Here is a 22812-nt window from a genome sequence, read left to right as displayed (position 1 = left end):
ACCCCGCCCTTAATGCGTTGATCATGAAGTTGGCGGCGATGTGGATCTCGGATCTGGCCGTCAACTTCATGATCGACGGGGCAGAGGCGGGGCGGGGAGAGGCGGGGCGGGTGATACTCGGCGGCGCGGTGGGTGGGGGGTCGAGTACGCTTGACGGGCACAGGCGACGACCCGGCCATCACCGGCGAGCCTCCGGAAGAACGGCCGGGTCACCGGCTCAGTAGAACCGGACGGGACCGGCCCGTCACAGCCGGCCAACGAGCGGGCGGTCGCACCTCGGCCGCCAAGCGGGGTGGTACCGCGGGCCACACCCGGGCGCCGGTCACGGCGTACCGGATTCGGCTCGTCCTCGCAGACCACGGACGAGTGAGCTGCTGAGGGAGAGCGACAGGCGATGGCCTATCCGTTGCACGACCCGACCGGCGCCGGTGTACCGGCGAGCCCGGACCTGCCCGCGGTCGAGCGCCGGGTGCTGGAGCACTGGACGGCCGACAAGACCTTCGAGGCGTCAGTCGAGGCCCGCGACGCCGGCCGGGACGGCGAGAACGAGTACGTCTTCTACGACGGCCCGCCGTTCGCCAACGGCCTGCCGCACTACGGCCACCTGTTCACCGGCTACGTCAAGGACGTGGTGCCGCGCTACCAGACCATGCGTGGCAGGCACGTCGAGCGCCGGTTCGGCTGGGACTGCCACGGCCTGCCCGCCGAGGTGGTGGCCGAGAAGCAGCTCGGCATCACCACCAAGGCGGAGATCCTCGACCTCGGCGTGGCCCGGTTCAACGACGCCTGCCGCACGTCGGTGCTGGAGTTCACCCACGACTGGGAGCGGTACGTCACCCGGCAGGCCCGCTGGGTCGACTTCGCCAACGACTACAAGACGCTCGACCTGGACTACATGGAAAGCGTCATGTGGGCCTTCAAGACCCTGCACGACAAGGGCCTGGTCTACGAGGGCTTCCGGGTGCTCGCGTACTGCTGGCGGTGCGAGACGCCGCTGTCGAACACCGAGACCCGGATGGACGACGTCTACCGGGACCGGCACGACCCGACGCTCACCGTCTGGTTCGAGCTGACCGCCGACGAGAACGCGCCGGAGCCGCTGCGCGGGCCGGTCAAGCTGGGCGTCTGGACGACCACGCCGTGGACGCTGCCGTCGAACCTGGCGCTCGCCGTCGGCCCCGACATCGAGTACGCGCTGCTGGAACGCGACGGTGAGCGCTACGTCGTCGGCGCCGCGCGGCTCGGCGCGTACGCCAAGGAACTGGAAGGGTACGAGCAGGTCGGCACCGTGTACGGCCGCGACCTGGTCGGACGCCGCTACACGCCGCTGTACGACTTCCTCGTCGAGCCGGCCGGCCCGAACGCGTACCAGGTGCTCGGCGCGGACTTCGTGACCACCGAGGACGGCACCGGGATCGTCCACCTGGCGCCCGCCTTCGGTGAGGACGACCAGAACACCTGCAACGCCGCCGGCATCCCCACCGTCGTGACGGTGGACGACCACACCCGGTTCACCGCGCTGGTCCCGCCGTACCAGGGCGAGCAGGTCTTCGACGTGAACAAGCCGGTGATCCGGGAGCTGAAGGAGCGGGGGGTGGTGCTGCGGCAGGACACCTACACCCACTCCTACCCGCACTGCTGGCGCTGCGACACCCCGCTGGTCTACAAGGCGGTGTCGTCGTGGTTCGTCGCCGTGTCGACGTTCAAGGACCGGATGGTCGAGCTGAACCAGCAGATCAACTGGACCCCCGGGCACATCAAGGACGGCTCGTTCGGCAAGTGGCTGGCGAACGCCCGGGACTGGTCGATCAGCCGGAACCGGTTCTGGGGCTCGCCGATCCCGGTGTGGAAGTCCGACGACCCGAACCACCCGCGGGTGGACGTGTACGGCTCGCTGGAGCAGATCGAGCGGGACTTCGGCGTACGCCTGACCGACCTGCACCGGCCGGCGGTGGACGACCTGGTCCGCCCCAACCCGGACGACCCGACGGGCAAGTCGATGATGCGCCGGGTGCCGGAGGTGCTGGACTGCTGGTTCGAGTCCGGCTCGATGCCGTTCGCCCAGGTGCACTACCCGTTCGAGAACCGCGAGTGGTTCGAGCACCACTACCCGGGTGACTTCATCGTCGAGTACATCGGGCAGACCCGCGGCTGGTTCTACACCATGCACGTGCTGGCCACCGCGCTGTTCGACAGGCCGGCGTTCCGCAACTGCCTGAGCCACGGCATCCTGCTCGGCTCGGACGGGCGCAAGATGTCCAAGAGCCTGCGCAACTACCCGGACGTCTACCACGTGTTCGACTCCTACGGGTCGGACGCGATGCGGTGGATGCTGATGTCCTCGCCGGTGCTGCGCGGCGGCGACATGGCGGTCACCGAGTCGGGCATCCGGGACGCGGTGCGCCAGGTGCTGCTGCCGCTGTGGAACGTCTGGTACTTCTTCTCGCTGTACGCCAACGCCGACGGCCACACCGCGCGTCGTCGTACCGACTCCACGAACGTGCTCGACCGGTACGTGCTGGCGAAGACGAACGAGCTGGTGGCGACCGTCGGCGCGCAGATGGACGCGTACGACATCTCCGGTGCGTGCGCCACCGTGCGGTCCTACCTGGACGCGCTGACGAACTGGTACGTGCGCCGGTCCCGGGACCGCTTCTGGGCCGGCGACGCGGACGCGTTCGACACGCTCTGGACCGTGCTGGAGACGCTCTGCCGGGTGGTGGCGCCGCTGGCGCCGCTGACCGCCGAGGAGATCTGGCGCGGGCTGACCGGCGAGCGGTCGGTGCACCTGACCGACTGGCCGCAGGCGGAGGAGTTCCCGGCCGACCACGAGCTGGTCTCCGCGATGGACAACGTCCGGGCGGTCGCCTCGGCGGCGCTGTCGCTGCGCAAGGCCAAGGGCCTGCGGGTACGGCTGCCGCTGGCGAAGCTCACAGTGGCGTCGCCCGTCGCCGCCCAGCTGCGGCCCTTCGCCGACCTGGTCGCCGACGAGGTGAACGTCAAGGAGGTCGTGCTCACCGACGAGGTGTCCGCGTACTGCCAGCAGGTGCTCACCGTGGTGCCGCGGGCGCTCGGCCCGCGCGTCGGCAAGGCCGTCCAGCAGGTCATCAAGGCGGTCAAGGCGGGGGAGTGGGAGCTGCGCGACGGCGCCCCGGTCGCCGCCGGGGTCACGCTCGCCGAGGGCGAGTACGAGCTGCGCCTGGTCGCCGCCGACGCCGAGCACTCCGCGCCGCTGCCCGGCGGTGAGGGAGTGGTCGTGCTGGACACCGAGGTCACACCGGAACTCGCAGCCGAAGGGCTGGCCCGGGACGTGGTCCGGGTCGTGCAGCAGGCCCGCCGGGAGGCCGACCTCGACGTGTCCGACCGGATCACGGTGGCCGTCTCCGCCTCGGAGGAGGTGCGCGCGGCCGTCGCCGCGTACACCGGGTTCGTGGCCCGGGAGGTGCTCGCCGACAGCATCGACTTCGCCGAGGGCCTCGACGGCTTCGACGGTGAGGCCGGCGAGGGCGAGCGCGTGACAGTGACGGTCCGCAAGGTGTGATGTAAGGCGGGGGCCCTTCTTAACGCCTCAGGTAGAGGAGGGGCCCCTGCTTAACACCCGCACCCAGCGAGTGGACTGCGGACCACCCGCTCGGTGGCGGACGGCCGCGTCGGCTACCGTGACAGCGCCTGTTTCACGTACGACCGCCGGAGGACCCGTGCCCCTGCTCTACACCATCGGCAAGCTCACCGTGGCGCCCGCGCTCCGGTTGGCCTTCCGTCCGCACGTGGAGGGTTTGGAGCACATCCCGGCGACCGGCGGCGCGATCTTCGCCAGCAACCACCTCTCCGTCGCCGACGAACTGCTCCTCGGCACCGTGGTGCCCCGCCACCTGGCGTTCTGGGCCAAGTCGGAGTACTTCAAGGGCACCGGGCTCAAGGGCGGCTTCTCCAAGTTCGTGCTCACCGGGCTGGGCGCGATCCCGGTCGAGCGGGCCGGCGGCCGGGCCGCGCTGACCGCGTTCGACGCGGCGATCCCGGTGCTCAAGGCCGGTGACCTGGTCGCCGTCTACCCGGAGGGCACCCGCTCCCCGGACGGGCGTCTCTACCGCGGGCGCACCGGCACCGTCCGGCTGGCGATCGCCGCCGGCGTGCCGATCATCCCGGTCGGCGTGACCGGCACCGACAAGGCCCAGCCGATCGGTACGCGGATCCCGCGACCGGGCCGCGCCAAGATCACCATCAAGTTCGGCAAGCCGCTGGACTTCACCGGCCGCCCCGACGACCGCACCTCGCTGCGCGCGATGACCGACGAGATGATGGCCGAGATCCAGAAGCTCAGCGGCCAGGAGTACGTCCCGCGCTACGCCCCGAAGCGCGCCGACCAGACCGCAGGCGACCAGGCCGGCGGCGAGCAGACCGCCTGAGCGGTCAGGACTTCGGCACCACCACGCGCTGGCGCAGGTCGTTCAGCAGCCGCCCGCTGTCGTCCACAGACAGCCGGGTGAACACGCCCGTGGTGAGGCTGCCGTGGTCGGCCGAGACACAGACCACCACCGAGTCGCCGTCCGCCCGGCCCACGGCGCAGCGCTCGTGGCGCCCCCGTACGCCGGTGTCCACGGCCACCGACTCCTTCAGGGCGTAGTCCCCGGCGAGGCGGTCGAGTTCCGCCTTGGCGTCCGACTCCGGGCTGAACCGCAGCCCGGTGCTGCCGAACAACGTCACCCGCTTGCCGTCGCTCGTGCTGTAGATGCCGGCGAACGTGTCCTCGGCGAGCAGGTTCGCCTCGCGTACCTGGGATTTCAGCTCCTCGGCGGCGGTCCGGCTGCTCTCGTCCTGGCGCAGCCGCATCGAGTCGATCTGGTCCGGGAGGGTGGCGCTGGCCGGGTACTGGCTGGAGATCGGCTGGAACCACCAGAGCGGGAGGCCGCAGCAGCAGGCGACGGAGAGCAGCAGCACCCAGGGCCAGCGACGCCGGCGGCGGGTCCGCTTGGGCGGCTGCTGCCAGCCCGGCGGCGGTGCGACAGGCGGCCCGGCCTTGCCCCGGCGCTGCTTCGGCGGCCGTCCGGGCTTCGCCGGCGGAGCGACGGGCGCCGCGGGCGGCAGCGGCCGGGCGGCGGGCGGACCGGGGTGGTGCGGCGGCGAGACCGGCCGGGCCGGTCCGGGGTACGGCGGGCTGTGCGGCGGTGGTGAGACCGGCCGGGCTGCGGGCGGCGCGGGACGGGCCGGTGGCGCCGGTTGCGGGGCGGGGTGAGCCGCCGGTGGCGCCGGATGGGCCGGGTGGGGGTTGTCCGGCGCGGCCCAGGGCGCGGTGTAGGGCAGAGTCGGCGTCGGCGGCGGCAGTTCGGGGGCGTGCAGCTCCCAGCCGGTGGTGTCCACCCCGGCCCACGGGTCGACCGGCGTGGCGTGCTCCGGCGATGCCAGCGGCGGCACCGGCGTGGGCTCGGCGGACTCGCCCCAGGCGGGCCGTCGCGGCGGCGGTGGCGGGACGGCGGCGGAACCGCTCCAGCGGGGCGCGGGCGCGTCGACCCGGGTCGGATCGGGGGTGTTCTCCACGCGGGTCGGGTCCGGCGTGTTCGCCGACGGCATGCGGTCTTGGGCGTTCTCGACCTTGGTGGGGTCAGGCGTGGCCGCGGCCCGGGGCGGCTGCGGCGCGACGTCGATCCGGGTCGGATCCGGCTGCCGCCCGGTCCGGGGAGTGGGTACGGGTGTGGTGCGGCCCGGAACCGCCGCGGATCCCCGAGCCCGGGTGACCGGTACGGGCGGAGTGCCGCCCGGCGCTCCGGCGTCGGCAGTCGGAGCCTCGTCGCCGGTAGGCGCGTCGGCCGGCATTCCGGCGTTGCCGGAGAGGGTGTCGGCGGTCGTCGCGCTCGCCTGGGGGCCGGCCTTGCCGGTGGGGGCGGCGGCGTCGTCGGCCGGTGGGTGCGGGCTCGCGCTGTCGAGCGGGGCGGTGCTGGCCGGGTCCGTCGGTTCGGCTGCTTGGTCCCGCCGTGCCGGTTCAGCCTGCTCGGACGGTTCCGGGCGGTCGTCCCGCAGCGCCTGCTCGGCCGGCTCGTCCGGCCGCGCGGGTCCGGCCTGCTCCGACTGCTCGCTGGGCTCGCTGTCGGCGGCGCCGGACGGCTGGTCGGCCGCCGTCGCGCCGGAGGTCCGGTCGTCGGCGGCCTCCGGTGTGCCGGGGGTCCGGTCGTCGGCGGCCTCCGGTGTGCCGGACGGGGACGCCGGAGCCGAGGCGCCCGTGGCGTCCTCGGTGTCGGCGGCGGTCGCCGGCTCGGTGACGGACGGCATCTCGGCCCCGTCGGCCGGCCGGTCCGCCCCCGGCTGCGGCTGCGGCATCGCGGCAATCTCCTCTCGGCCCGTTGCGAGGTTAGTACCGCCCCGCCACCCGGGACGAATTCCGCCCCGGTCCCCGGCCCCACTCCGGTGATCAAGGAGTTCGTGCCCGTGGAAGCGCCGGACAGCACACAAACTCCTTGATCAACGCGGCGGACACGGGCGCGGGCGCGGGAGAAGGCGGGGGCACCGCGTACGCTTGGGCATCATGAGTGCCCCGTCCACGACCCCGCGTCCCGCCGCCGCCAACTCGGTCTGGCCCCGGCTGGAGCCGTTGCTGCCGCAGGTGACCAAGCCCATCCAGTACGTGGGTGGAGAGCTGGGAGCGGTGGTCAAGGACTGGGACGCCGCGACCGTCCGGTGGGCGCTGATGTACCCGGACGCGTACGAGGTGGGCCTGCCCAACCAGGGCGTGCAGATCCTGTACGAGGTGCTCAACGAGCTGCCCGACGTGCTGGCCGAGCGGACGTACGCGGTCTGGCCCGACCTGGAGAAGCTGATGCGCGCCCACGGCGTGCCGCAGTTCACCGTCGACGCCCACCGCCCGGTGCGTGACTTCGACGTGTTCGGCGTCTCGTTCTCCACCGAGCTGGGCTACACCAACCTGCTCACCGCGATCGACCTGGCCGGCATTCCGCTGCTCGCCGCCGACCGCACCGACGCCGACCCGGTGATCGTGGCCGGCGGGCACGCCGCGTTCAACCCGGAGCCGATCGCCGACTTCGTCGACGCCGCGGTGCTCGGCGACGGCGAGGAGGCGGTGCTGGAGATCACCGCCATCGTCCGGGAGTGGAAGACGGAGGGCTCCCCGGGCGGCCGCGACGAGCTGCTGCTGCGGCTGGCCCGCACCGAGAGCGTGTACGTGCCGCGCTTCTACGACGTCGACTACCTGCCCGACGGCCGGATCCAGCGGGTCGTGCCGAACCGGCCGGACGTGCCGTTCCGGGTGCACAAGCGCACCACCATGGACCTGGACGCCTGGCCGTACCCGAAGAAGCCCCTGGTGCCGCTCGCCGAGACGGTGCACGAGCGGTACGCGGTGGAGATCTTCCGGGGCTGCACCCGCGGCTGCCGCTTCTGCCAGGCCGGCATGATCACCCGCCCGGTGCGGGAACGTTCCATCACCACCGTCGGCCAGATGGTGCAGCAGGGGCTGGAGTTCTCCGGCTTCCACGAGGTCGGCCTGCTGTCGCTGTCGTCGGCCGACCACTCCGAGATCGGCGACATGTGCTCCGGCCTGGCCGAGCAGTACGCGGGCACGAACGTCTCGCTGTCGCTGCCGTCGACCCGGGTGGACGCGTTCAACATCGACCTGGCCCAGGAGCTGTCCCGCAACGGGCGGCGGACCGGTCTGACCTTCGCGCCCGAGGGCGGGTCGGAACGGATCCGCAAGGTGATCAACAAGATGGTGTCGAAGGAAGACCTCATCCGTACGGTGGTCACCGCGTACTCCAACGGCTGGCGGCAGGTGAAGCTCTACTTCATGTGCGGCCTGCCCACCGAGACCGACGAGGACGTCCTCGAGATCGCCGACATGGCGCACGAGGTGATCCGGGCCGGCCGCGCGGCCACCGGGTCGAAGGACATCCGCTGCACGGTCTCCATCGGCGGGTTCGTGCCGAAGCCGCACACCCCGTTCCAGTGGGCCTCGATGGAGCGGCCGGAGGTCATCGACGGCCGGCTCAAGCTGCTCAAGCAGGCGATCAACAGCGACCGGTCGCTGGGCCGGGCGATCGGCTTCCGCTACCACGACGGCGAGCCGTCGCTGATCGAGGGCCTGCTCTCCCGGGGCGACCGCCGGGTCGGCGCGGTGATTCGCAAGGTCTGGGAGAACGGCGGCCGGTTCGACGGCTGGAGCGAGCACTTCTCCTACCAGCGGTGGGTGGACGCCGCCACCGAGGTGCTGCCGGCGTACGGCGTGGACCTCGACTGGTACACCACCCGGCAGCGCGAGGAGCTGGAGGTCCTGCCCTGGGACCACCTCGACTCCGGCCTGGACAAGGACTGGCTCTGGCAGGACTGGCAGGACTCGCTGTCGAAGTACGAGCAGGACGACTGCCGCTGGACGCCCTGCTTCGACTGCGGCGTCTGCCCGTCCATGGACACCGAGATCCAGATCGGCCCGACCGGCCGCAAGCTGCTGCCGCTCACCCCGGTCAACGGGCTGAAGCTGCCCGCAGCCGCCCAGGGCTGACGCCGCCCGCACTCACCGGAGCGCGGGAACCCGACCGGGTTCCCGCGCTCCGTCGTCCTTCCCGGTGACCGTCGCGGTACGCGGGGTGGGGGTGCCCCGACTGGTCCTTCCTCGATACGCTGCGTCCGTAATGGACCGGCCGGGGCCGGCAGCGGGGAGGACAGGCAGCATGGGCATCAATCCGCCGGACACCGGCGATCTGCACGTCAGCGTCGAGGACCTGGATGCGGCGGCCGAGTACATCGAGCGCCTCAAGCAGTACGTCGAGGACACCATCTCCTGGGAGATGGAGCGCATCAAGGAGCGGATGAAGGGCGACAGCGGCAACGCGCAGACGGTGCCCAACGGCACCCCGTTCGGCGCGTACGAGGACGCCCGGATGCAGTGGCAGGCGCTGACCACGTCCACCGCCAGCATGGAGGCCCACCTCAAGGCCATCTCCATGAAGCTGGCCGGCCTGAAGCAGGGCACACAGGACATCGCCAAGGCGTTCCGCGACGCCGAGGCCCGCAACGCGGCCAACGGCAAGGACATCGAGCGTCTGCTGGAGTCCGCGGCCCCGCCGCCGGACGCCGGTCAGCAGCCCACCTACCCGTACACGGCCTGAGGGGGAGACGGTCATGGCAGGAGGCACCTGGGAGCGTTGCGTCCGTGAGGTGACGCTCTCGGCGGACCCGGAAACCGTCGGATCGGTCGGCGCGGGCTGGAAGAACCTCTCCACGGCGCTCGGCCACCTACGCGACTCGCTGGTGGGCCGTTCGTTCGTCGGCCCGATCGCGGCCGGCCAGGAGCGCCCGCACACCGGCGGCCTGCCCGGGATGCTCGCCGGCTGGAAGGGCAGCGGCGGCGACGCGTACCGCGAGCACCTGTCCGAGATCGGCAAGGACATCGAGGAACTCATCACGCACGCCAGCAACGTCAGCGGCGCGCTGTCGCGGATCGAGGGCGACATCCGTACGGCGGTGGCGAGCATCCCGATCCCGTTGATGGACAACTTCGGCTGGAACGAGTGGAGCCTGCCCGGCGGCACCGAGCTGGACGACGCGCGCGACGGTGAGAGCCAGTCCGGCTTCCTCGCCGCGCTGCGCAGCGACTACCAGGGCAACCAGGCGTTGTACGCCGACGGCGCGTTCCGCGACAAGGCCGACGACCTCGAAGCCACCATGAAGATCGACGGCAACGCCAGCGACCAGAAGCGGGGCGGCTGGTGGGACACCAAGTCGCACCTCGACAACTGGTACCGCGACAACCAGCAGGCGGCCAACAAGGCGATGTCGCCGCTGCCGGCCGCGGTCGAGGCCGAGCGCCCCAAGCTGGCCGTACCCCGTCCCACGGACAGCGAACTGGGCGACGGCTACCGCGGCGACCCGCGCGTTCCCCCGACGGGTGTGCCCGGCGGCGGCCTGCCGGGTGGCGGTGCGCCCGGCGGCGGCATGCCCGGCGGTGGCGGCCCCATGCCGTCCATCGGCAGCACCGGCATCGGTGGTGGCACGCCCGGCGGCGGTTCGTTCACGCCGCCCCCCGGTGGGCCCGGCAGCGGCATCCCCGGCGGCGGCTCCTACACCCCGCCGACCACCGGGGGGATCCCCGAGCTCGGTGGCGCCCCCGGCTCGGGCACCCCGGAGTACGGCAGTGGTCTGGCCAGCGCGGGCGGGCCCGGCACGATCACCGCAGGCGGGCCGGGCGCGCTCGGTCTGGGCGGCGGTGGCGCGGGTGGACTGAGCGCCGGTGGCGGCGGCTTCGGTGGTGGTGGCGCCGGCCTGGGCTCTGCCGGCGGGATCGGCGGCGGTGGGATCGGCGCGGCCGGCGGCATGGCCATGGGCGGTCTGCCCGGCATGGTCGGCGGCGGCAACGGCAAGGTTCCGCCACTGACCAGCGCGGCCAGCGCGTTGAAGGCCGCGGCCGCGGCGGGACCGGGCGGCGCGGGCGGCGCGCGTGGCGGGATGGCCGGCGCCGGGATGATGGGCGGCGGAATGATGGGCGGTCACGGCGGCGCCGGTCACGGCGGCGACGCGGCGGGGCACTCGTCATGGTTGACTGAGGACGACGATCCGTGGGGTGCCGGTGACGGTGCGTCCCCGGGCATCCTGCGATGAGGACGGACGGATGAAGGTGCACGTCGGCGCGCTCCGGCCGGTGACGGCCGGTCTGCTTGCCGGACTGATGCTGCTGGGTGCCGCCCAGCCGGCGGTCGCCGCGCCGCGCCGCGCCGAGCAGTGGTATCTGGACGAGCTGCGGATCGACCGGGCGCATCAGATCTCCACCGGGCGGGGCGTCGTCGTCGGCGTGCTGGACACCGGTGTGGACGCCGGGCACCCCGACATGCGGGGCCGGGTCCTGGCCGGGGGCAGCACCCGTGACTCCGGCGACGGCCGGCGCGACCCGGACGGCCACGGCACCCACATGGCCGGGATCATCGCGGCCAACGGGACCGGGGTGGTCGGCATCGCGCCCGACGCCCGGATCCTGCCCATCCGGAAGCCCGTCGGCGCGGCGGCCACCAAGGACGACTCCGCGACCGGCATCCGGATGGCCGTCGACGGCGGTGCGAAGGTGCTCAACCTGTCGTACGGCGGCGCCGGGCCCGTGGAGGAGGTCGAGGAGGCCGCGATCCGGTACGCGCTGGAGCGCGACGTGGTCGTGGTGGCCGCCGCCGGCAACGTCCGGCAGGCCGGCCCGGACGTCGTCTCACCGGCCAAGATCCCCGGCGTGATCGCGGTGACCGGCACGGTCCGGGGCGGGGGTTTCTGGTCCGGATCGGCCCAGGGCCCGGAAGCGGTGATCGCCGCGCCCGGCGACGAGGTCTACAACATCGGCCCGGACCGGGGCTACGGCTGGGGGGACGGCACATCCGACGCCGCCGCCGTCGTCTCCGGCGTCGCGGCACTGATCCGGTCGAAGCACCCGAAGCTCTCCGCGCCCGACGTGATCAACCGGATGATCCGTACCGCCCGGGACGCCGGGCCGCCCGGCCGCGACCCGCGGTTCGGCTTCGGCCGGATCGACCCGGTGGCGGCGCTCACCGCAGATGTGCCGTCGGTGTCGGCGAACCCGCTGCTCGGGGCCGCCGCGCCGAGCGCGTCCGCGCCACCGGCCGCCGCCGAGGACGACAACTTCGACGTGACGAAGTACGGCGACCGGGGCGGCCCCACCGACCAGCAGGTGATGGTGATCGGCATCGGCATCGCCGTGGCGCTCGTGGTGCTGCTGGCGCTCGTGGTGTTCCTGATCTGGAACCGCCGCCGTCACCGGCGTGAGCTGGCGAAGGTCGGCTCCATCCCGGACGAGGCACTGGACCGGATGGACGCCGGTGGGCAGGGCCCGCCGGTGCCCGCCGGTCACGCCGCCCCGCCGCCCGGCTACGGCCCACCCGGCGGCTACCCGCCACCCGGCGCGCACCCCCAGCCGGGCGGATACCCCCAGCCGGGCGGATACCCCCAGCAGGGCGGCTACCCGCAGCCGGGTGGGTACCCCCAGCCCGGCGCGGGCGCCTACCCGCCCCAGGGCCAGGCCCACACCCCACCCGGCCAGAGCCCGTACGCCCCACCCGGCGACCCCCGCCCCTGACCGACCCCGCACCCGACCCGCCCCACAAGCCCCCCCCGCCCGCCCCACCCCCACCCCCGCACCGCCCAACCCGACGATCATGAAGTTGACGCCGAAGTTGATCTCCGATTTCGCCGTCAACCTCATGATCGACCGGGCGGAGATGGGGTGGGGTGGGGGCGGGGGTCGGGGTTTGTGGGGGTTTGGGGTGGGTGGGGTGGCCCCGGGTGTGGGGCGCGGTGGGCGCTGCGTCAGGATGAGACCGATACGCAGGCACAGCCGAGGAGCTCACGATCGCCAGAAAGCCTCAACCCGAGGGCGGCCAGGCCCCCGTCGTCCAGCGGGTCCGTATCCGGTACGCCAAGCGTGGGCCGCTGCGGTTCACCTCGCACCGGGACTTCGCCCGGGCCTTCGAGCGCGCGCTGCGCCGGGCCGGCGTGCCGATCGCCTTCTCTCAGGGGTTCACCCCGCACCCGAAGATCTCGTACGCCTCGGCCGCCCCGACGGGAGTGGCGAGCGAGGCCGAGTACCTGGAGATCGGGCTCCGTGAGCCGGTCGACCCGGCACGGCTCCGTGAGGCGCTCGACGCCGCTCTCTCGCCCGGGCTCGACGTGCTCGACGCGGTGGAGGCCGCCGGCGGCAGCCTGGCGGACCGGATCGAGGCGTCGTACTGGCGGATCGAACTGCCCGAGGTCGACCCGAAGGTGCTCGCGGAGGCCGTGGCGGCCTTCACGGCCGCCGAGGAGATCCAGGTCGAGCGGATGACCAAGCAGGGGCGGCGTACCTTCGACGCCCGTGCGGCAGTGGTGTCGATCGATGCCATGGCTCCGGCTGAGACGCCTTCCGGGGCGGCGGCCGTACCGTGTGCGATACTCGAACTGGTCGTGCGGCAGGTCACCCCGTCCGTTCGGCCCGATGACGTCCTGTCCGGCCTCCGTGCGGTGGCCGCCCTGGAGCCGCCGGTCACCCCGAAGGTGATCCGGCTGGCGCAGGGCACGCTGACCGCGCAGGGCGAGATCGTCGATCCGTTGGAAGCGGATCGCGACGGGGCAACCATCGGAGAGCGCTGACCGTCGGTCAACGCTCTGGCAGGCAGACTTCGGCGGTCGCGCGTTTGCGCGCCCGGCGGAAACACCTTTGCGGCAACCCTGCGTGGCAGCGCTCACCCGCGCCCGGGGCGGCCAGAACTGGAGAACGTCCATGCTCGAGAACGAGCCCGAGGGCGGCGAACGGACCGGCGCAGAGCCGGCCGGGACGACCGCCGACAGCGCCACCACCGCCTCCGGCAGCGCCGCGAGCGCGACCTCTGCCGGCGCCGGGGGAGCCACCACGGAAGGCACCGTGGAGGGCGTCGCGGAGACCAAGCCGCCCGCCCGTAAGCGGGCCAGCCGCCGCAAGGCCGCTCCGCTGAACCAGCCGGAGCAGACCGACGCGCCGGTCGAGGCGTCCACAACGGTGACCGGCAGCGGCGAGTCGCCGCAGGCCGAGGTGCTCGCGCCGGTGGCCGGTGAGTTGGACACCGCGCCGAAGACCACCCGGCGGCGTCGTAAGGCGACGCCGGCGAAGGCGGTCGAGGAGCCGGTGGCCGCGGCCGGTGTGGAGGCCGCCTCGGAGGAGGTCGTGCCGCCGGTCAAGGTGACCCGGACCCGCCGTCGCAAGGCCACGCCGGCTGCCGAGACCGTCGCGCCGGACGAGACCACCGCCGCGGGGCAGGCGCCCGCGGACGGCGTGATCGACGGACCGGTCTCCGCGCCCGGTGGCGACCTGATCGCCGAGGGACGCGCCGACATCGACGGCGGCGAGACCGCCGCACCGGGCGAGGCCGTCACCGCGGGTACCGCCGCCGAGACTGCACCGCAGGCCCCCACCGGCCGGCGCAGGGCCACCACCAGCAGGACCAAGGCCGCCGGCGCCGGCAAGGCGAGCACCGGCGGCATCGGTGAGACCACCGGCGAGGACGTCGAGGACGCCGAGGCCGAGGCCGTGGCAGACGCGAGCGCCGCGGCTGCGCGTACCGAAGAGGTGAACCTGGCCCGCAGCGGCGGCCCGGCCGACGCGACGGGCGTCGTGTCGACGGGTGCCGCCGTGCCGCGCGCGGCCGAGGAGCCGGCCGAGACGCCGCCGGCCACCAGCCGCCGGCGTCGTGCCGCGCTCTCCGCGCCGACCGTCCTGTTCATGGCGCCGCAGCCCGACGAGGCGCCGGCCGTCCAGGTGACGTACCCGGCCGCCGAGGAGCCGATCGAGGAAGCGGTCGAGACCGGCCGGCGCCGCCGCCGCGGCCGCCGTGAGGTCGAGCCGGTCGAGGCCGAGGTCGAGGCGGAGGTCGCCGAGGAGGAGCTCGCCGCCGAGGCCGAGGAGACCGCCGAGGGGGACGAGGACGACGAGACGGCCGCGGGCCGGCGTCGCCGCCGCCGGGGCCGCCGGGGTCGTGGCCGGGGCAAGGGCGGCGCGGACGAGGCCGACGACGAGGACGTCGAGGAGCCCGCCGCGGCCGAGGCCGAGGGTGAGGCCGAGGAGCCGGCGGAGGACGAGGAGGCCGAGGGCGAGGGGATGACCCGTCGCCGTCGCCGTCGTCGCCGCCGGGGCGCCGGGGAGGCGGACACCGCCGCCGAGGACGGCGTGCCGACCGTCGTCAAGATCCGTGAGCCGCGCAAGCCGGTCGACGAGGTGCAGGGTGTCTCCGGCTCGACCCGGCTGGAGGCCAAGCGGCAGCGCCGGCGGGACGGCCGCGAGCAGCGGCGTACGCGCCCGCCGATCCTGAGCGAGTCGGAGTTCCTGGCCCGCCGCGAGGCGGTGGACCGGGTGATGGTGGTCCGCCAGCGCGGCGACCGCACCCAGATCGCGGTGCTCGAGGACGGCGTGCTCGTGGAGCACTACGTCACGCGGAACTCGTCCGGCACGATGGCCGGAAACGTCTACCTGGGCAAGGTCCAGAACGTCCTGCCGAGCATGGAGGCGGCCTTCGTCGACATCGGGCGCGGGCGCAACGCGGTCCTGTACGCCGGTGAGGTCAACTGGGACGCCACCGGCCTGGAGGGCCGGGCCCGCTCGATCGAGCAGGCGCTGCGCTCCGGCGACTCGGTGCTGGTGCAGGTGACCAAGGACCCGATCGGGCACAAGGGCGCGCGGCTGACCAGCCACATCGCGCTCTCCGGCCGGCACCTGGTCTACGTGCCCAACGGCAACGCCTCCGGGATCAGCCGCAAGCTGCCCGACACCGAGCGCAAGCGGCTGCGGGACGTGCTGAAGAAGCTGGTGCCGGACGGCGCCGGGGTGATCGTCCGGACCGCGGCCGAGGGCGCCAGCGAGGACGAGCTGGCGCGCGACGTCAAGCGGCTCCAGGCGCAGTGGGAGGACATCCAGGCCAAGGCGACCGAGGGCGGCGCTCCGGTGCTGCTCTACGAGGAGCCGGACCTGGTCATCCGCGTGGTCCGGGACCTCTTCAACGAGGACTTCCGCGAGCTGGTCATCGAGGGCGAGCCCGCGTACGACCTGGTCGAGTCGTACCTGTCGCACGTGTCGCCGGACCTGGTGGCGCGGCTGCGCCGGCACGCCGGGGTGGCGGACGTGTTCGCCGAGTACCGGATCGACGAGCAGATCCTCAAGGGGCTGGACCGCAAGGTCTTCCTCCCCTCGGGCGGCTCGCTGGTGATCGACCGCACCGAGGCGATGACTGTCGTCGACGTCAACACCGGCAAGTACACCGGCTCCGGGGGCAACCTGGAGGAGACGGTCACCCGCAACAACCTGGAGGCGGCCGAGGAGATCGTGCGTCAGCTGCGGCTGCGCGACCTCGGCGGCATCGTGGTGATCGACTTCATCGACATGGTGCTGGAGTCGAACCGGGAGCTGGTGCTGCGCCGGCTCACCGAGTGCCTCGGCCGGGACCGTACGAAGCACCAGGTCACCGAGATCACCTCGCTCGGCCTGGTGCAGATGACCCGTAAGCGCATCGGCGCGGGCCTGCTGGAGGCGTTCAGCGAGACCTGCGAGTGCTGCAAGGGCCGGGGCGTGATCATCCACACCGAGCCGGTGCCGGAGAAGCCGCGCGGCGGGGCGGGGGAGAAGGTCAAGGCGGTCGCCTCGGCGGTCGCCGCGCCGGCCGAGGAGAAGGGCCGCCGCCGGGGCCGCAAGGCCGCCGCGGAGAAGCCCGCGGTGGAGGCCGCGCCGGAGCAGCCCTCCGCGCAGCCGCAGGCAGTCACCGAGACGCCGGCCGCCCCGGAGCGGACCGTCGCCGAGGTGGTCGAGACCGACGACGACTACTACGACACCCAGGGCTACGACCTGTCCCGGTTCGAGACGGACACGCCCGCCGCCCCGGCGATCGCGGACAGCCAGGAGGGCGACTCGGCCCGGCTGGCCGCAGCCGACGACCCGGACGCGATCGGTGACGGAGACAACGACGACGACAGCGGCGCCCCGCGTCGGCGGGCGCGCCGTGGTGGTGCCCGGCGGCGTACGCGGCCGTGAGGCTTTAGCGCGCTGACCTGCGCGAACAGGGCCCCCGATCCGCCGGGAAGAGGCGGGGCGGGGGCCCTGTCGTGTCCGCCGAACAGGGCGGAGAGGCGCCGACCGGCAGCCCGGTTTGGGGGGCGGGCCGGGTATGGCGTACGCTTGCCTGCGGCGCACTTTGGTGTGCCGAGTTCCCGCGTGCCCGCGCCGCCGGTGTCACGGCTCCCGGCGAGACGCCGTGGGAACGACCGTCGACGGTGTGACAGCCGGCAACGGTGCAATAGACGCCAGCAGCCTCAACGACAGGGAGTCCGCCTCCGATGTACGCGATCGTCAAGACCGGCGGCAAGCAGTACAAGGTCGCCGAGGGCGACGTGATCGAGGTCGAGAAGCTCGCCGGTGCCCCCGGCGACGCGGTGAAGCTCACCGCGGTGCTCCTCGTCGACGGTGACGACCTGGTGACCGAAGCGGCGAAGCTCGCCAAGGTCGCGGTGTCCGGCGAGATCGCCGCGCACACCAAGGGCCCGAAGATCCGGATCCACAAGTTCAAGAACAAGACCGGCTACCACAAGCGCCAGGGTCACCGCCAGCCGCTGACCCAGGTCAAGGTGACCGGCATCTCCAGCGGGAAGTAGGTCGTCCTCCAATGGCTCACAAAAAGGGTGCGTCCAGCTCGCGTAACGGCCGTGACTCCGCGGCCCAGCGGCTCGGCGTGAAGCGCTTCGGTGGTCAGGTCGTCAGCGCGGGTGAGATCCTCATCCGTCAGCGTGGCACCAAGTTCCACCCCGGTGACCTGGTCGGCCGTGGCGGCGACGACACGCTGTTCGCGCTGGCCGCCGGCTCGGTGCAGTTCGGCACCAAGCGCGGTCGCAAGACCGTCAGCATCGTGCCTCAGCAGTAGTTCTGTAAGCGTTGCGGGCCGCGGACCTCGAGTCCCGGCCCGCTTCGCTTTTCCCCGTGCGGGGCGGACCCCGCTGGAAGGATTGGCGTCGTGACGACGTTCGTTGACCGGGTCGTCCTGCACATGCAGGCCGGCGACGGCGGGCACGGCTGTGTCTCGATCCACCGGGAGAAGTTCAAGCCGTTCGGCGGGCCGGACGGCGGCAACGGCGGCCACGGCGGCAGCGTGTCGCTGGTGGTCGACCCGCAGGTCACCACGCTGCTCGACTTCCACTTCCGGCCGCACCTGAAGGCCGAGAACGGCAAGGGCGGCGCCGGCTCGAACCGGGACGGCGCCAACGGCCGTGACCTGGTCATCAAGGTGCCGAACGGCACCGTCGTGCAGAGCCTCGACGGCGAGGTGCTGGCCGACCTGGTCGGCGCCGGCACCACGTTCGAGGCGGCCCGGGGCGGCCGGGGCGGGCGCGGCAACGCCTCGCTGGCGAACGCCCGCCGCAAGGCGCCGGGCTTCGCCGAGCTGGGTGAGCCCGGCGACCGGCTGGACGTCGTGCTGGAGCTCAAGAGCGTCGCCGACGTGGGCCTGGTCGGCTTCCCGTCGGCGGGCAAGTCGTCGCTGATCTCGGTGATCTCCGCGGCCAAGCCGAAGATCGCCGACTACCCCTTCACCACGCTGGTGCCCAACCTGGGCGTGGTGCGGGTGGACAACCACACCTTCACCGTCGCCGACGTGCCGGGCCTGATCCCGGGCGCGGCCAGCGGCAAGGGCCTGGGCCTGGAGTTCCTCCGCCACGTCGAGCGCTGCGCCGTGCTGGTGCACGTGATCGACACCGCGACGCTGGAGCCCGGCCGCGACCCGCTCGCCGACATCGACGCCATCGAGTCGGAGCTGTCCCAGTACGGCGGCCTGGCCGACCGGCCCCGGCTGGTCGCGCTCAACAAGGTCGACGTGCCGGACGGCAAGGACCTCGCCGACATCGTCCGCCCCGACCTGGAGGCGCGCGGCCTGCGCGTGTTCGACGTCTCGGCCGCCACCCGGGAGGGCCTGCGGGAGCTGACGTACGCGATGGCGGAGCTGGTCGACCAGGGCCGCCGGGCCGCCCCACCGGCCGAGCCGACCCGGATCGTGATCCGCCCGAAGGCGGTCGACGACGCCGGCTTCACCATCGAGGCCGAGCCGGACGGCTCGTACACGGTGCGCGGCAGCCGGCCGGAGCGCTGGGTGAAGCAGACCAACTTCGACAACGACGAGGCAGTGGGTTACCTGGCCGACCGGCTGGCCCGCCTCGGCGTCGAGGAGAAGCTCGCGAAGGCCGGCGCGCAGGCCGGTGACCTGGTGCGCATCGGCGACCGGGAGTTCGACTGGCAGCCGACGCTCTACGCCGGTGTCGACTTCGTGCCCGGTAACCGGGGCACCGACGTACGGCTGGAGGAGAAGTCGAACCGTCCGTCGGCGTCCGACCGGCTGGCGGCCCGCAAGGCCCGCCGGGTCCGGCCGGAGGACGAGGTCGAGGCCGCGCCCGCGGCGGAAGCGGACGCCGAGTAGCCGTTTGCGGGTCGGTGGCGGGAAACCTGCGCGAAATCCGGCCGATCTAGCGTACGGGCATGTTGATCGAGTCCCGTCCCGCCACCGATCCGGAGATCGCCGCGCTCGTCGTCGCCCAGCAGCGTGAGCTGCGCGACGCGGACGGCGGGCTGGACGGGCAGGTCACAGTCGTGCACACCGACATCCACTACCTGGCCGCCGTGGTGGGCGGCCGGGCGGTCGGCTGCGGCGGCCTCCAGGCGCTCGACGCCGACACCGGCGAGCTGAAGCGGATGTACGTACGGCCGGCGTACCGGGGGCGGGGCATTGCCCGGCAGCTGCTCGTGGCGCTGGAGGAGCTGGCGTTCCAGCAGGGGCACCGCACTGTGTGCCTGGAGACGGGCACCTACCTGCCGGCCGCGATCGGGCTCTACCGGTCCAGCGGTTACGAGCCGATCCCGGTCTACGGCGAGTACGTGGACAACCCGTACAGCGTCTGCTTCGCGAAGCGGCTGCCGGTGGCGGCCTGACGCTCAGGCGCTCGTCTGCGCGTGCGGCGCGGTGACCGGCTTCGACTCGGGGCTGGCGTGCTGGCGCAGCACGATGCTGAGCAGGATCAGCACGCCCACGGCGAGGAACTCGCTCTGCCAGTTCTGCATCGACTGGAACCAGAAGTCGCTGGTGCCGAGGAACTGCCACGCGCTGATCGGGGCGGCGCCGCTCTCCAGCGCCTGCTCATGGTTGTAGGCGGCCACGCCGCCGAACAGGTGCCCCAGGAACGCGCCCCCGAAGATCATCAGCAGTGCGATGGCGAGGCTGTTCCGGTAGACCACGAGCGGCAGCCCGCCGACACGTACCGGCCACGGTGAATCGGGGCGGGCGTGGTCGCGGTCGTCCTCCGGGCGGTCCGTCTGGTCCTCCGGCTTCGACTCGGCCGAGCCCTTCTGCACCAGGTACGCGGTGAGCAGCACGTAGCCGCCCATCTGGAGGAACTCCGACTCCCAGTTCTCGAACACCGCCTCGGCGAAGTGCCCGGTGCCGAGATAGGCCCACCAGCTCAGCGGCTCGGCGCCGTACCGGCTCAGCTCCTCGTTGTGCACCTGCCAGCCGAACACGCTCTGGAGCAGCAGGAAGACCAGGAACGCGCCGAGCATGGCGACCGAGAGCATGTTGTCGCGCAACCACCGTGGCATCGCCGGACCTCCTCGACCCGCTCGCGGTTGCCCTCCTGCCCGGCGTCGGGCCGGGGCAAACGCCGCACCGGCGTGTCGCGCCTGGTCAGGGGCGGTCGAAGGGGGCCTCCACCCGGGTGCCGGTGCCGAGGTTGTTGTTCAGCAGCAGGCCGGCGGCGAGCATGCCGAAACCGAGGACCAGGTGCAGCCAGTTGTCGGCATCGTTCACCGGTACGAAGTTGACCGACGTGTCCCGGTCGATGGCGAAGCCGTACAGCCACAGCACCAGGTAGAGCGCGCCGCCACCGGCCAGGAACACCCGTGCCCCGGCCAGCCGCCGGGCCATCACCAGACCGACCAGGCCGAACAGCAGGTGCACCAGGTTGTGCAGCACCGAGACCTGGAACACCCCGAGCAGCTTCGCCTCGGAGTGGTGCCCGGCGAACGTCATCTCGCCGTAGTGCGTGGTGATGCCGGGCACGAAGCCGAGCACGCCGATCAGCGCGAAGAGAGCCGCCGCCGCGAGGGCGACCTTCTGCACCGCAGGCCGGGCGGACGCGTGTTCGTGCAGGTCACGTGCCATCCCTGTCACCCCCGTGGAACTCGCCGCCGCCCGGGCGGGCGGGCACCCCATTGTCTGACCGGGGTGGGGCGCTCCCGCAGAGAATTCACGAATCAGGCATGGAGCCGCCGACCTGGGGTAGGGCACTTGTCACGCGGAAACAAATCCGCGTACCCCCCGAAGACACCCGCTGGGAAGTACGAGCGGAAGGGACACCATGACTCAGGATCTTTCCCCCAGTTCGGCCACGTACCAGTCGACGAACGGTGGTGGCGGTGTGCGTGACCAGGCCCGCCAGGTCGGCTCCGACGCCGCGAACGCGGGCGGCGCCGTCGCACAGACCGCCAAGGAGCAGGGCCGGGAGGTGGTGGGCGAGGCCAAGCGGCAGGCCCGCGACCTCTACGGCGAGACCCGCAGCCAGGTCACCGCGCAGGCCGGTCAGCAGCAGCAGCGCGCCGCCAGCGGACTGCGGTCGCTCGCCGACGAGATGCGCACCATGGCGCAGCAGGGTGGCGGCTCCGGACCGGTCACCGAGCTGGCCCACCAGGCGGCCGAGCGCGTGCACGGCGTGGCCGGCTGGCTGGAGCAGCGCGAGCCGGGCGACCTGCTCAACGAGGTGAAGACCTACGCCCGCCGCAACCCCGGCACGTTCCTCGTCGGGGCGGCGCTGCTCGGCGTGGTCGCCGGGCGGCTCACCCGCAACATCGCCGCGATCGGCGACGACAGCACGGCGCGGCCGGCGTACGACCCGGACCGCACCGCCGTCATCCCGACCGCCCGTGAGGTGCCGGACCAGGTCCCGCCGGGCGGCTACCTCGACCCGACGCCGGGCAGCTACGCCGAGCCGGACCCGGGCTACTCCGCGCCGGGCGCGACCTACCCGGCCGGCGGCGCCCCGAACACCTGGGCCGACCCGGCGGGTGGCACCGGTCAGCCGCTGCCGCCGCCGGAGCGCACCGACCCGCTGCCGGGTGTCCCGTCGACCGGCGCTCCCCGCCCGTGACCGGCCGCACCGGCAGAAGGGAGGCGACGGCATGACCGTACCCACGCAGGACCCCGGCTATCAGGCGGCTGGTGCCCCGCCCCACGCCGACGAGGTGCGCGGCAGCTCGCTCGGCGACCTGATGCGCCAGGTCACCACCGACCTGTCCACGCTGATGCGCCAGGAGGTCGAGCTGGCCAAGGCGGAGATCCGCCAGGAGGGCAAGAAGGCGGGCAAGGCCGCCGGACTGTTCGGCGGCGCCGGCTTCGGCGGCTACATGGTGGCGCTCTTCGTCTCGATCGCGATCTGGCAGTTCCTCGACAACGTCATGGACTCCGGGCTGGCCGCGCTGATCGTGGCCGTCATCTGGGCCGCTGTCGCGGCGGTCCTGTACTCGATGGGCAAGAAGAACGCCGAGCGGATCCGCGGCCTGAAGCAGACCAACGACAGCGTGCAGCGCATCCCCGACGCGCTCAAGCCGCACCCGGAGGGAGTCATCCGATGAGCACCGATCCCGAGCAGATCCGCCGCGAGATCGAAGCCACCCGCAACAACCTCAGCTCGGACGTGGACGCCCTGGCGTACAAGGTCAGCCCGAGCCGCATCGTCGACGACCGCAAGCAGCGTGTGCGCAGCGCGCTGACAAACGTGAAGGACAAGGTGATGGGAACCGCTTCGGACCTCGGCCACAGCACCGGCCACGCCGCCCACTCGGTGGGCGACCACGCCTCCTCGATGGCCTCCTCCGTGGGCGACAAGGCGCAGTCCGCCGCCGCCACGGTGAGCGACGCCGCCCACCGGGCGCCGCAGGTGGTGCGGCGCAAGTCCGAGGGCAACCCGATCGCCGCCGGCGTGATCGCCTTCGGCGTCGGCATGCTGGTCTCCTCGCTGATCCCGGCCACCCGCCGTGAGCAGCAGGTCGCCGCGCAGGTCAAGGAGAAGGCCGCCGAGCACGGCGGGGTGGTGAAGGAGAAGCTGGGCGAGGTCGCCGGTGAGCTGAAGGAGGAGCTGCGCGAGCCGGCGCAGCACGCCGCCGAGTCGGTGAAGGCCACCGCGCAGGACGCCGCGCACACCGTCAAGGACGACGGCCGCGCCGCCGCCCACGACGTCCGGCACAGCGCCGAGCAGGTGCGGTCCTGAAGGTCCGCGCTCTCGGTTGGGAAGGGCCCCTTC

Annotated in this window: 18 protein-coding genes; 15 read left to right on the top strand and 3 right to left on the bottom strand. The window is 72.9% G+C overall.

The window, feature by feature from the left end; all coding sequences use genetic code 11:
- Positions 1 to 394 precede the first annotated feature (394 nt).
- Together ileS and FB455_RS22265 are read left to right on the top strand one after the other, a co-directional pair.
- Positions 395 to 3541 (top strand): isoleucine--tRNA ligase, encoded by a 3147-nt coding sequence (gene ileS, locus FB455_RS22270; protein ID WP_013288020.1) that lies wholly within the window; start codon positions 395 to 397, stop codon positions 3539 to 3541.
- Positions 3542 to 3698: 157 nt separating this feature from the next.
- Entirely contained in the window at positions 3699 to 4406 is a 708-nt protein-coding gene (locus FB455_RS22265; protein WP_013288019.1) for a lysophospholipid acyltransferase family protein, read from the top strand.
- 4 nt (positions 4407 to 4410) lie between these two features.
- Here the strand turns inward: FB455_RS22265 and FB455_RS22260 are convergent, their stop codons facing one another.
- Positions 4411 to 6312, bottom strand: coding sequence for a hypothetical protein (locus FB455_RS22260; RefSeq protein ID WP_145754915.1), 1902 nt, complete (start codon positions 6310 to 6312; stop codon positions 4411 to 4413).
- Between the two features lie 205 nt (positions 6313 to 6517).
- On the opposite strand from FB455_RS22260, the gene FB455_RS22255 reads away from it, so the two are divergent.
- From FB455_RS22255 to FB455_RS22210, 10 genes are all read left to right on the top strand, one after another.
- Positions 6518 to 8503, top strand: coding sequence for a TIGR03960 family B12-binding radical SAM protein (locus FB455_RS22255; RefSeq protein ID WP_145754914.1), 1986 nt, complete (start codon positions 6518 to 6520; stop codon positions 8501 to 8503).
- Positions 8504 to 8672: 169 nt separating this feature from the next.
- Positions 8673 to 9110 carry a hypothetical protein gene (locus tag FB455_RS22250; RefSeq protein WP_013288016.1) on the top strand — a complete coding sequence of 146 codons (438 nt, stop codon included), beginning with the start codon at positions 8673 to 8675 and terminating at the stop codon, positions 9108 to 9110.
- A gap of 13 nt (positions 9111 to 9123) precedes the next feature.
- A complete protein-coding gene (locus tag FB455_RS22245; RefSeq protein ID WP_145754913.1) occupies positions 9124 to 10599 on the top strand; it encodes a hypothetical protein in 1476 nt (491 codons plus the stop codon).
- Positions 10600 to 10609: 10 nt separating this feature from the next.
- Positions 10610 to 12070, top strand: a complete 1461-nt coding sequence (gene mycP, locus FB455_RS22240) for a type VII secretion-associated serine protease mycosin (RefSeq protein ID WP_013288014.1) — start codon at positions 10610 to 10612, stop codon at positions 12068 to 12070.
- Between the two features lie 329 nt (positions 12071 to 12399).
- Complete coding sequence (locus tag FB455_RS22235) at positions 12400 to 13119, top strand: TIGR03936 family radical SAM-associated protein (RefSeq protein ID WP_145754912.1); 720 nt, start codon at positions 12400 to 12402, stop codon at positions 13117 to 13119.
- Between the two features lie 130 nt (positions 13120 to 13249).
- Entirely contained in the window at positions 13250 to 16519 is a 3270-nt protein-coding gene (locus FB455_RS22230) for an Rne/Rng family ribonuclease (protein WP_145754911.1), read from the top strand.
- 302 nt (positions 16520 to 16821) lie between these two features.
- Positions 16822 to 17136 carry a 50S ribosomal protein L21 gene (gene rplU / locus FB455_RS22225; protein WP_013288011.1) on the top strand — a complete coding sequence of 105 codons (315 nt, stop codon included), beginning with the start codon at positions 16822 to 16824 and terminating at the stop codon, positions 17134 to 17136.
- A gap of 11 nt (positions 17137 to 17147) precedes the next feature.
- Positions 17148 to 17402, top strand: coding sequence for a 50S ribosomal protein L27 (gene rpmA / locus FB455_RS22220; protein ID WP_013288010.1), 255 nt, complete (start codon positions 17148 to 17150; stop codon positions 17400 to 17402).
- 90 nt (positions 17403 to 17492) lie between these two features.
- On the top strand, positions 17493 to 18944 hold the full coding sequence (obgE, locus tag FB455_RS22215; protein ID WP_145754910.1) for a GTPase ObgE: 1452 nt from the start codon (positions 17493 to 17495) through the stop codon (positions 18942 to 18944).
- A 59-nt stretch (positions 18945 to 19003) separates the two neighbouring features.
- Positions 19004 to 19453: a GNAT family N-acetyltransferase gene (locus FB455_RS22210; RefSeq protein ID WP_013475503.1), complete on the top strand. Its 450-nt coding sequence runs from the start codon at positions 19004 to 19006 to the stop codon at positions 19451 to 19453.
- A 3-nt stretch (positions 19454 to 19456) separates the two neighbouring features.
- Here FB455_RS22210 and FB455_RS22205 read toward each other — a convergent pair whose 3' ends face one another.
- Together FB455_RS22205 and FB455_RS22200 are read right to left on the bottom strand one after the other, a co-directional pair.
- Positions 19457 to 20116 carry a DUF6766 family protein gene (locus FB455_RS22205; protein ID WP_145754909.1) on the bottom strand — a complete coding sequence of 220 codons (660 nt, stop codon included), beginning with the start codon at positions 20114 to 20116 and terminating at the stop codon, positions 19457 to 19459.
- Between the two features lie 85 nt (positions 20117 to 20201).
- Positions 20202 to 20678 carry a DUF4383 domain-containing protein gene (locus FB455_RS22200; RefSeq protein ID WP_145754908.1) on the bottom strand — a complete coding sequence of 159 codons (477 nt, stop codon included), beginning with the start codon at positions 20676 to 20678 and terminating at the stop codon, positions 20202 to 20204.
- A gap of 196 nt (positions 20679 to 20874) precedes the next feature.
- Here FB455_RS22200 and FB455_RS22195 point away from each other — a divergent pair, with 196 nt between their 5' ends.
- From FB455_RS22195 to FB455_RS22185, 3 genes are read left to right on the top strand one after another with little or no spacing between them, the layout of a single operon-like run.
- The gene (locus FB455_RS22195; protein WP_013288005.1) at positions 20875 to 21660 is read left to right on the top strand and encodes a hypothetical protein; all 786 of its coding nucleotides are present in this window, start codon (positions 20875 to 20877) and stop codon (positions 21658 to 21660) included.
- Between the two features lie 31 nt (positions 21661 to 21691).
- On the top strand, positions 21692 to 22144 hold the full coding sequence (locus FB455_RS22190) for a phage holin family protein (RefSeq protein WP_013288004.1): 453 nt from the start codon (positions 21692 to 21694) through the stop codon (positions 22142 to 22144).
- Positions 22141 to 22779, top strand: coding sequence for a DUF3618 domain-containing protein (locus FB455_RS22185; RefSeq protein WP_013288003.1), 639 nt, complete (start codon positions 22141 to 22143; stop codon positions 22777 to 22779). The genes FB455_RS22190 and FB455_RS22185 overlap by 4 nt, the downstream gene beginning before the upstream one ends.
- The last annotated feature ends 33 nt before the right edge of the window (positions 22780 to 22812 follow it).

The organism is Micromonospora sp. CNZ296, from assembly GCF_007827635.1.
Note: the sequence above shows the minus strand (reverse complement) of the source record. Positions and strands in the feature narration are given on the sequence as shown.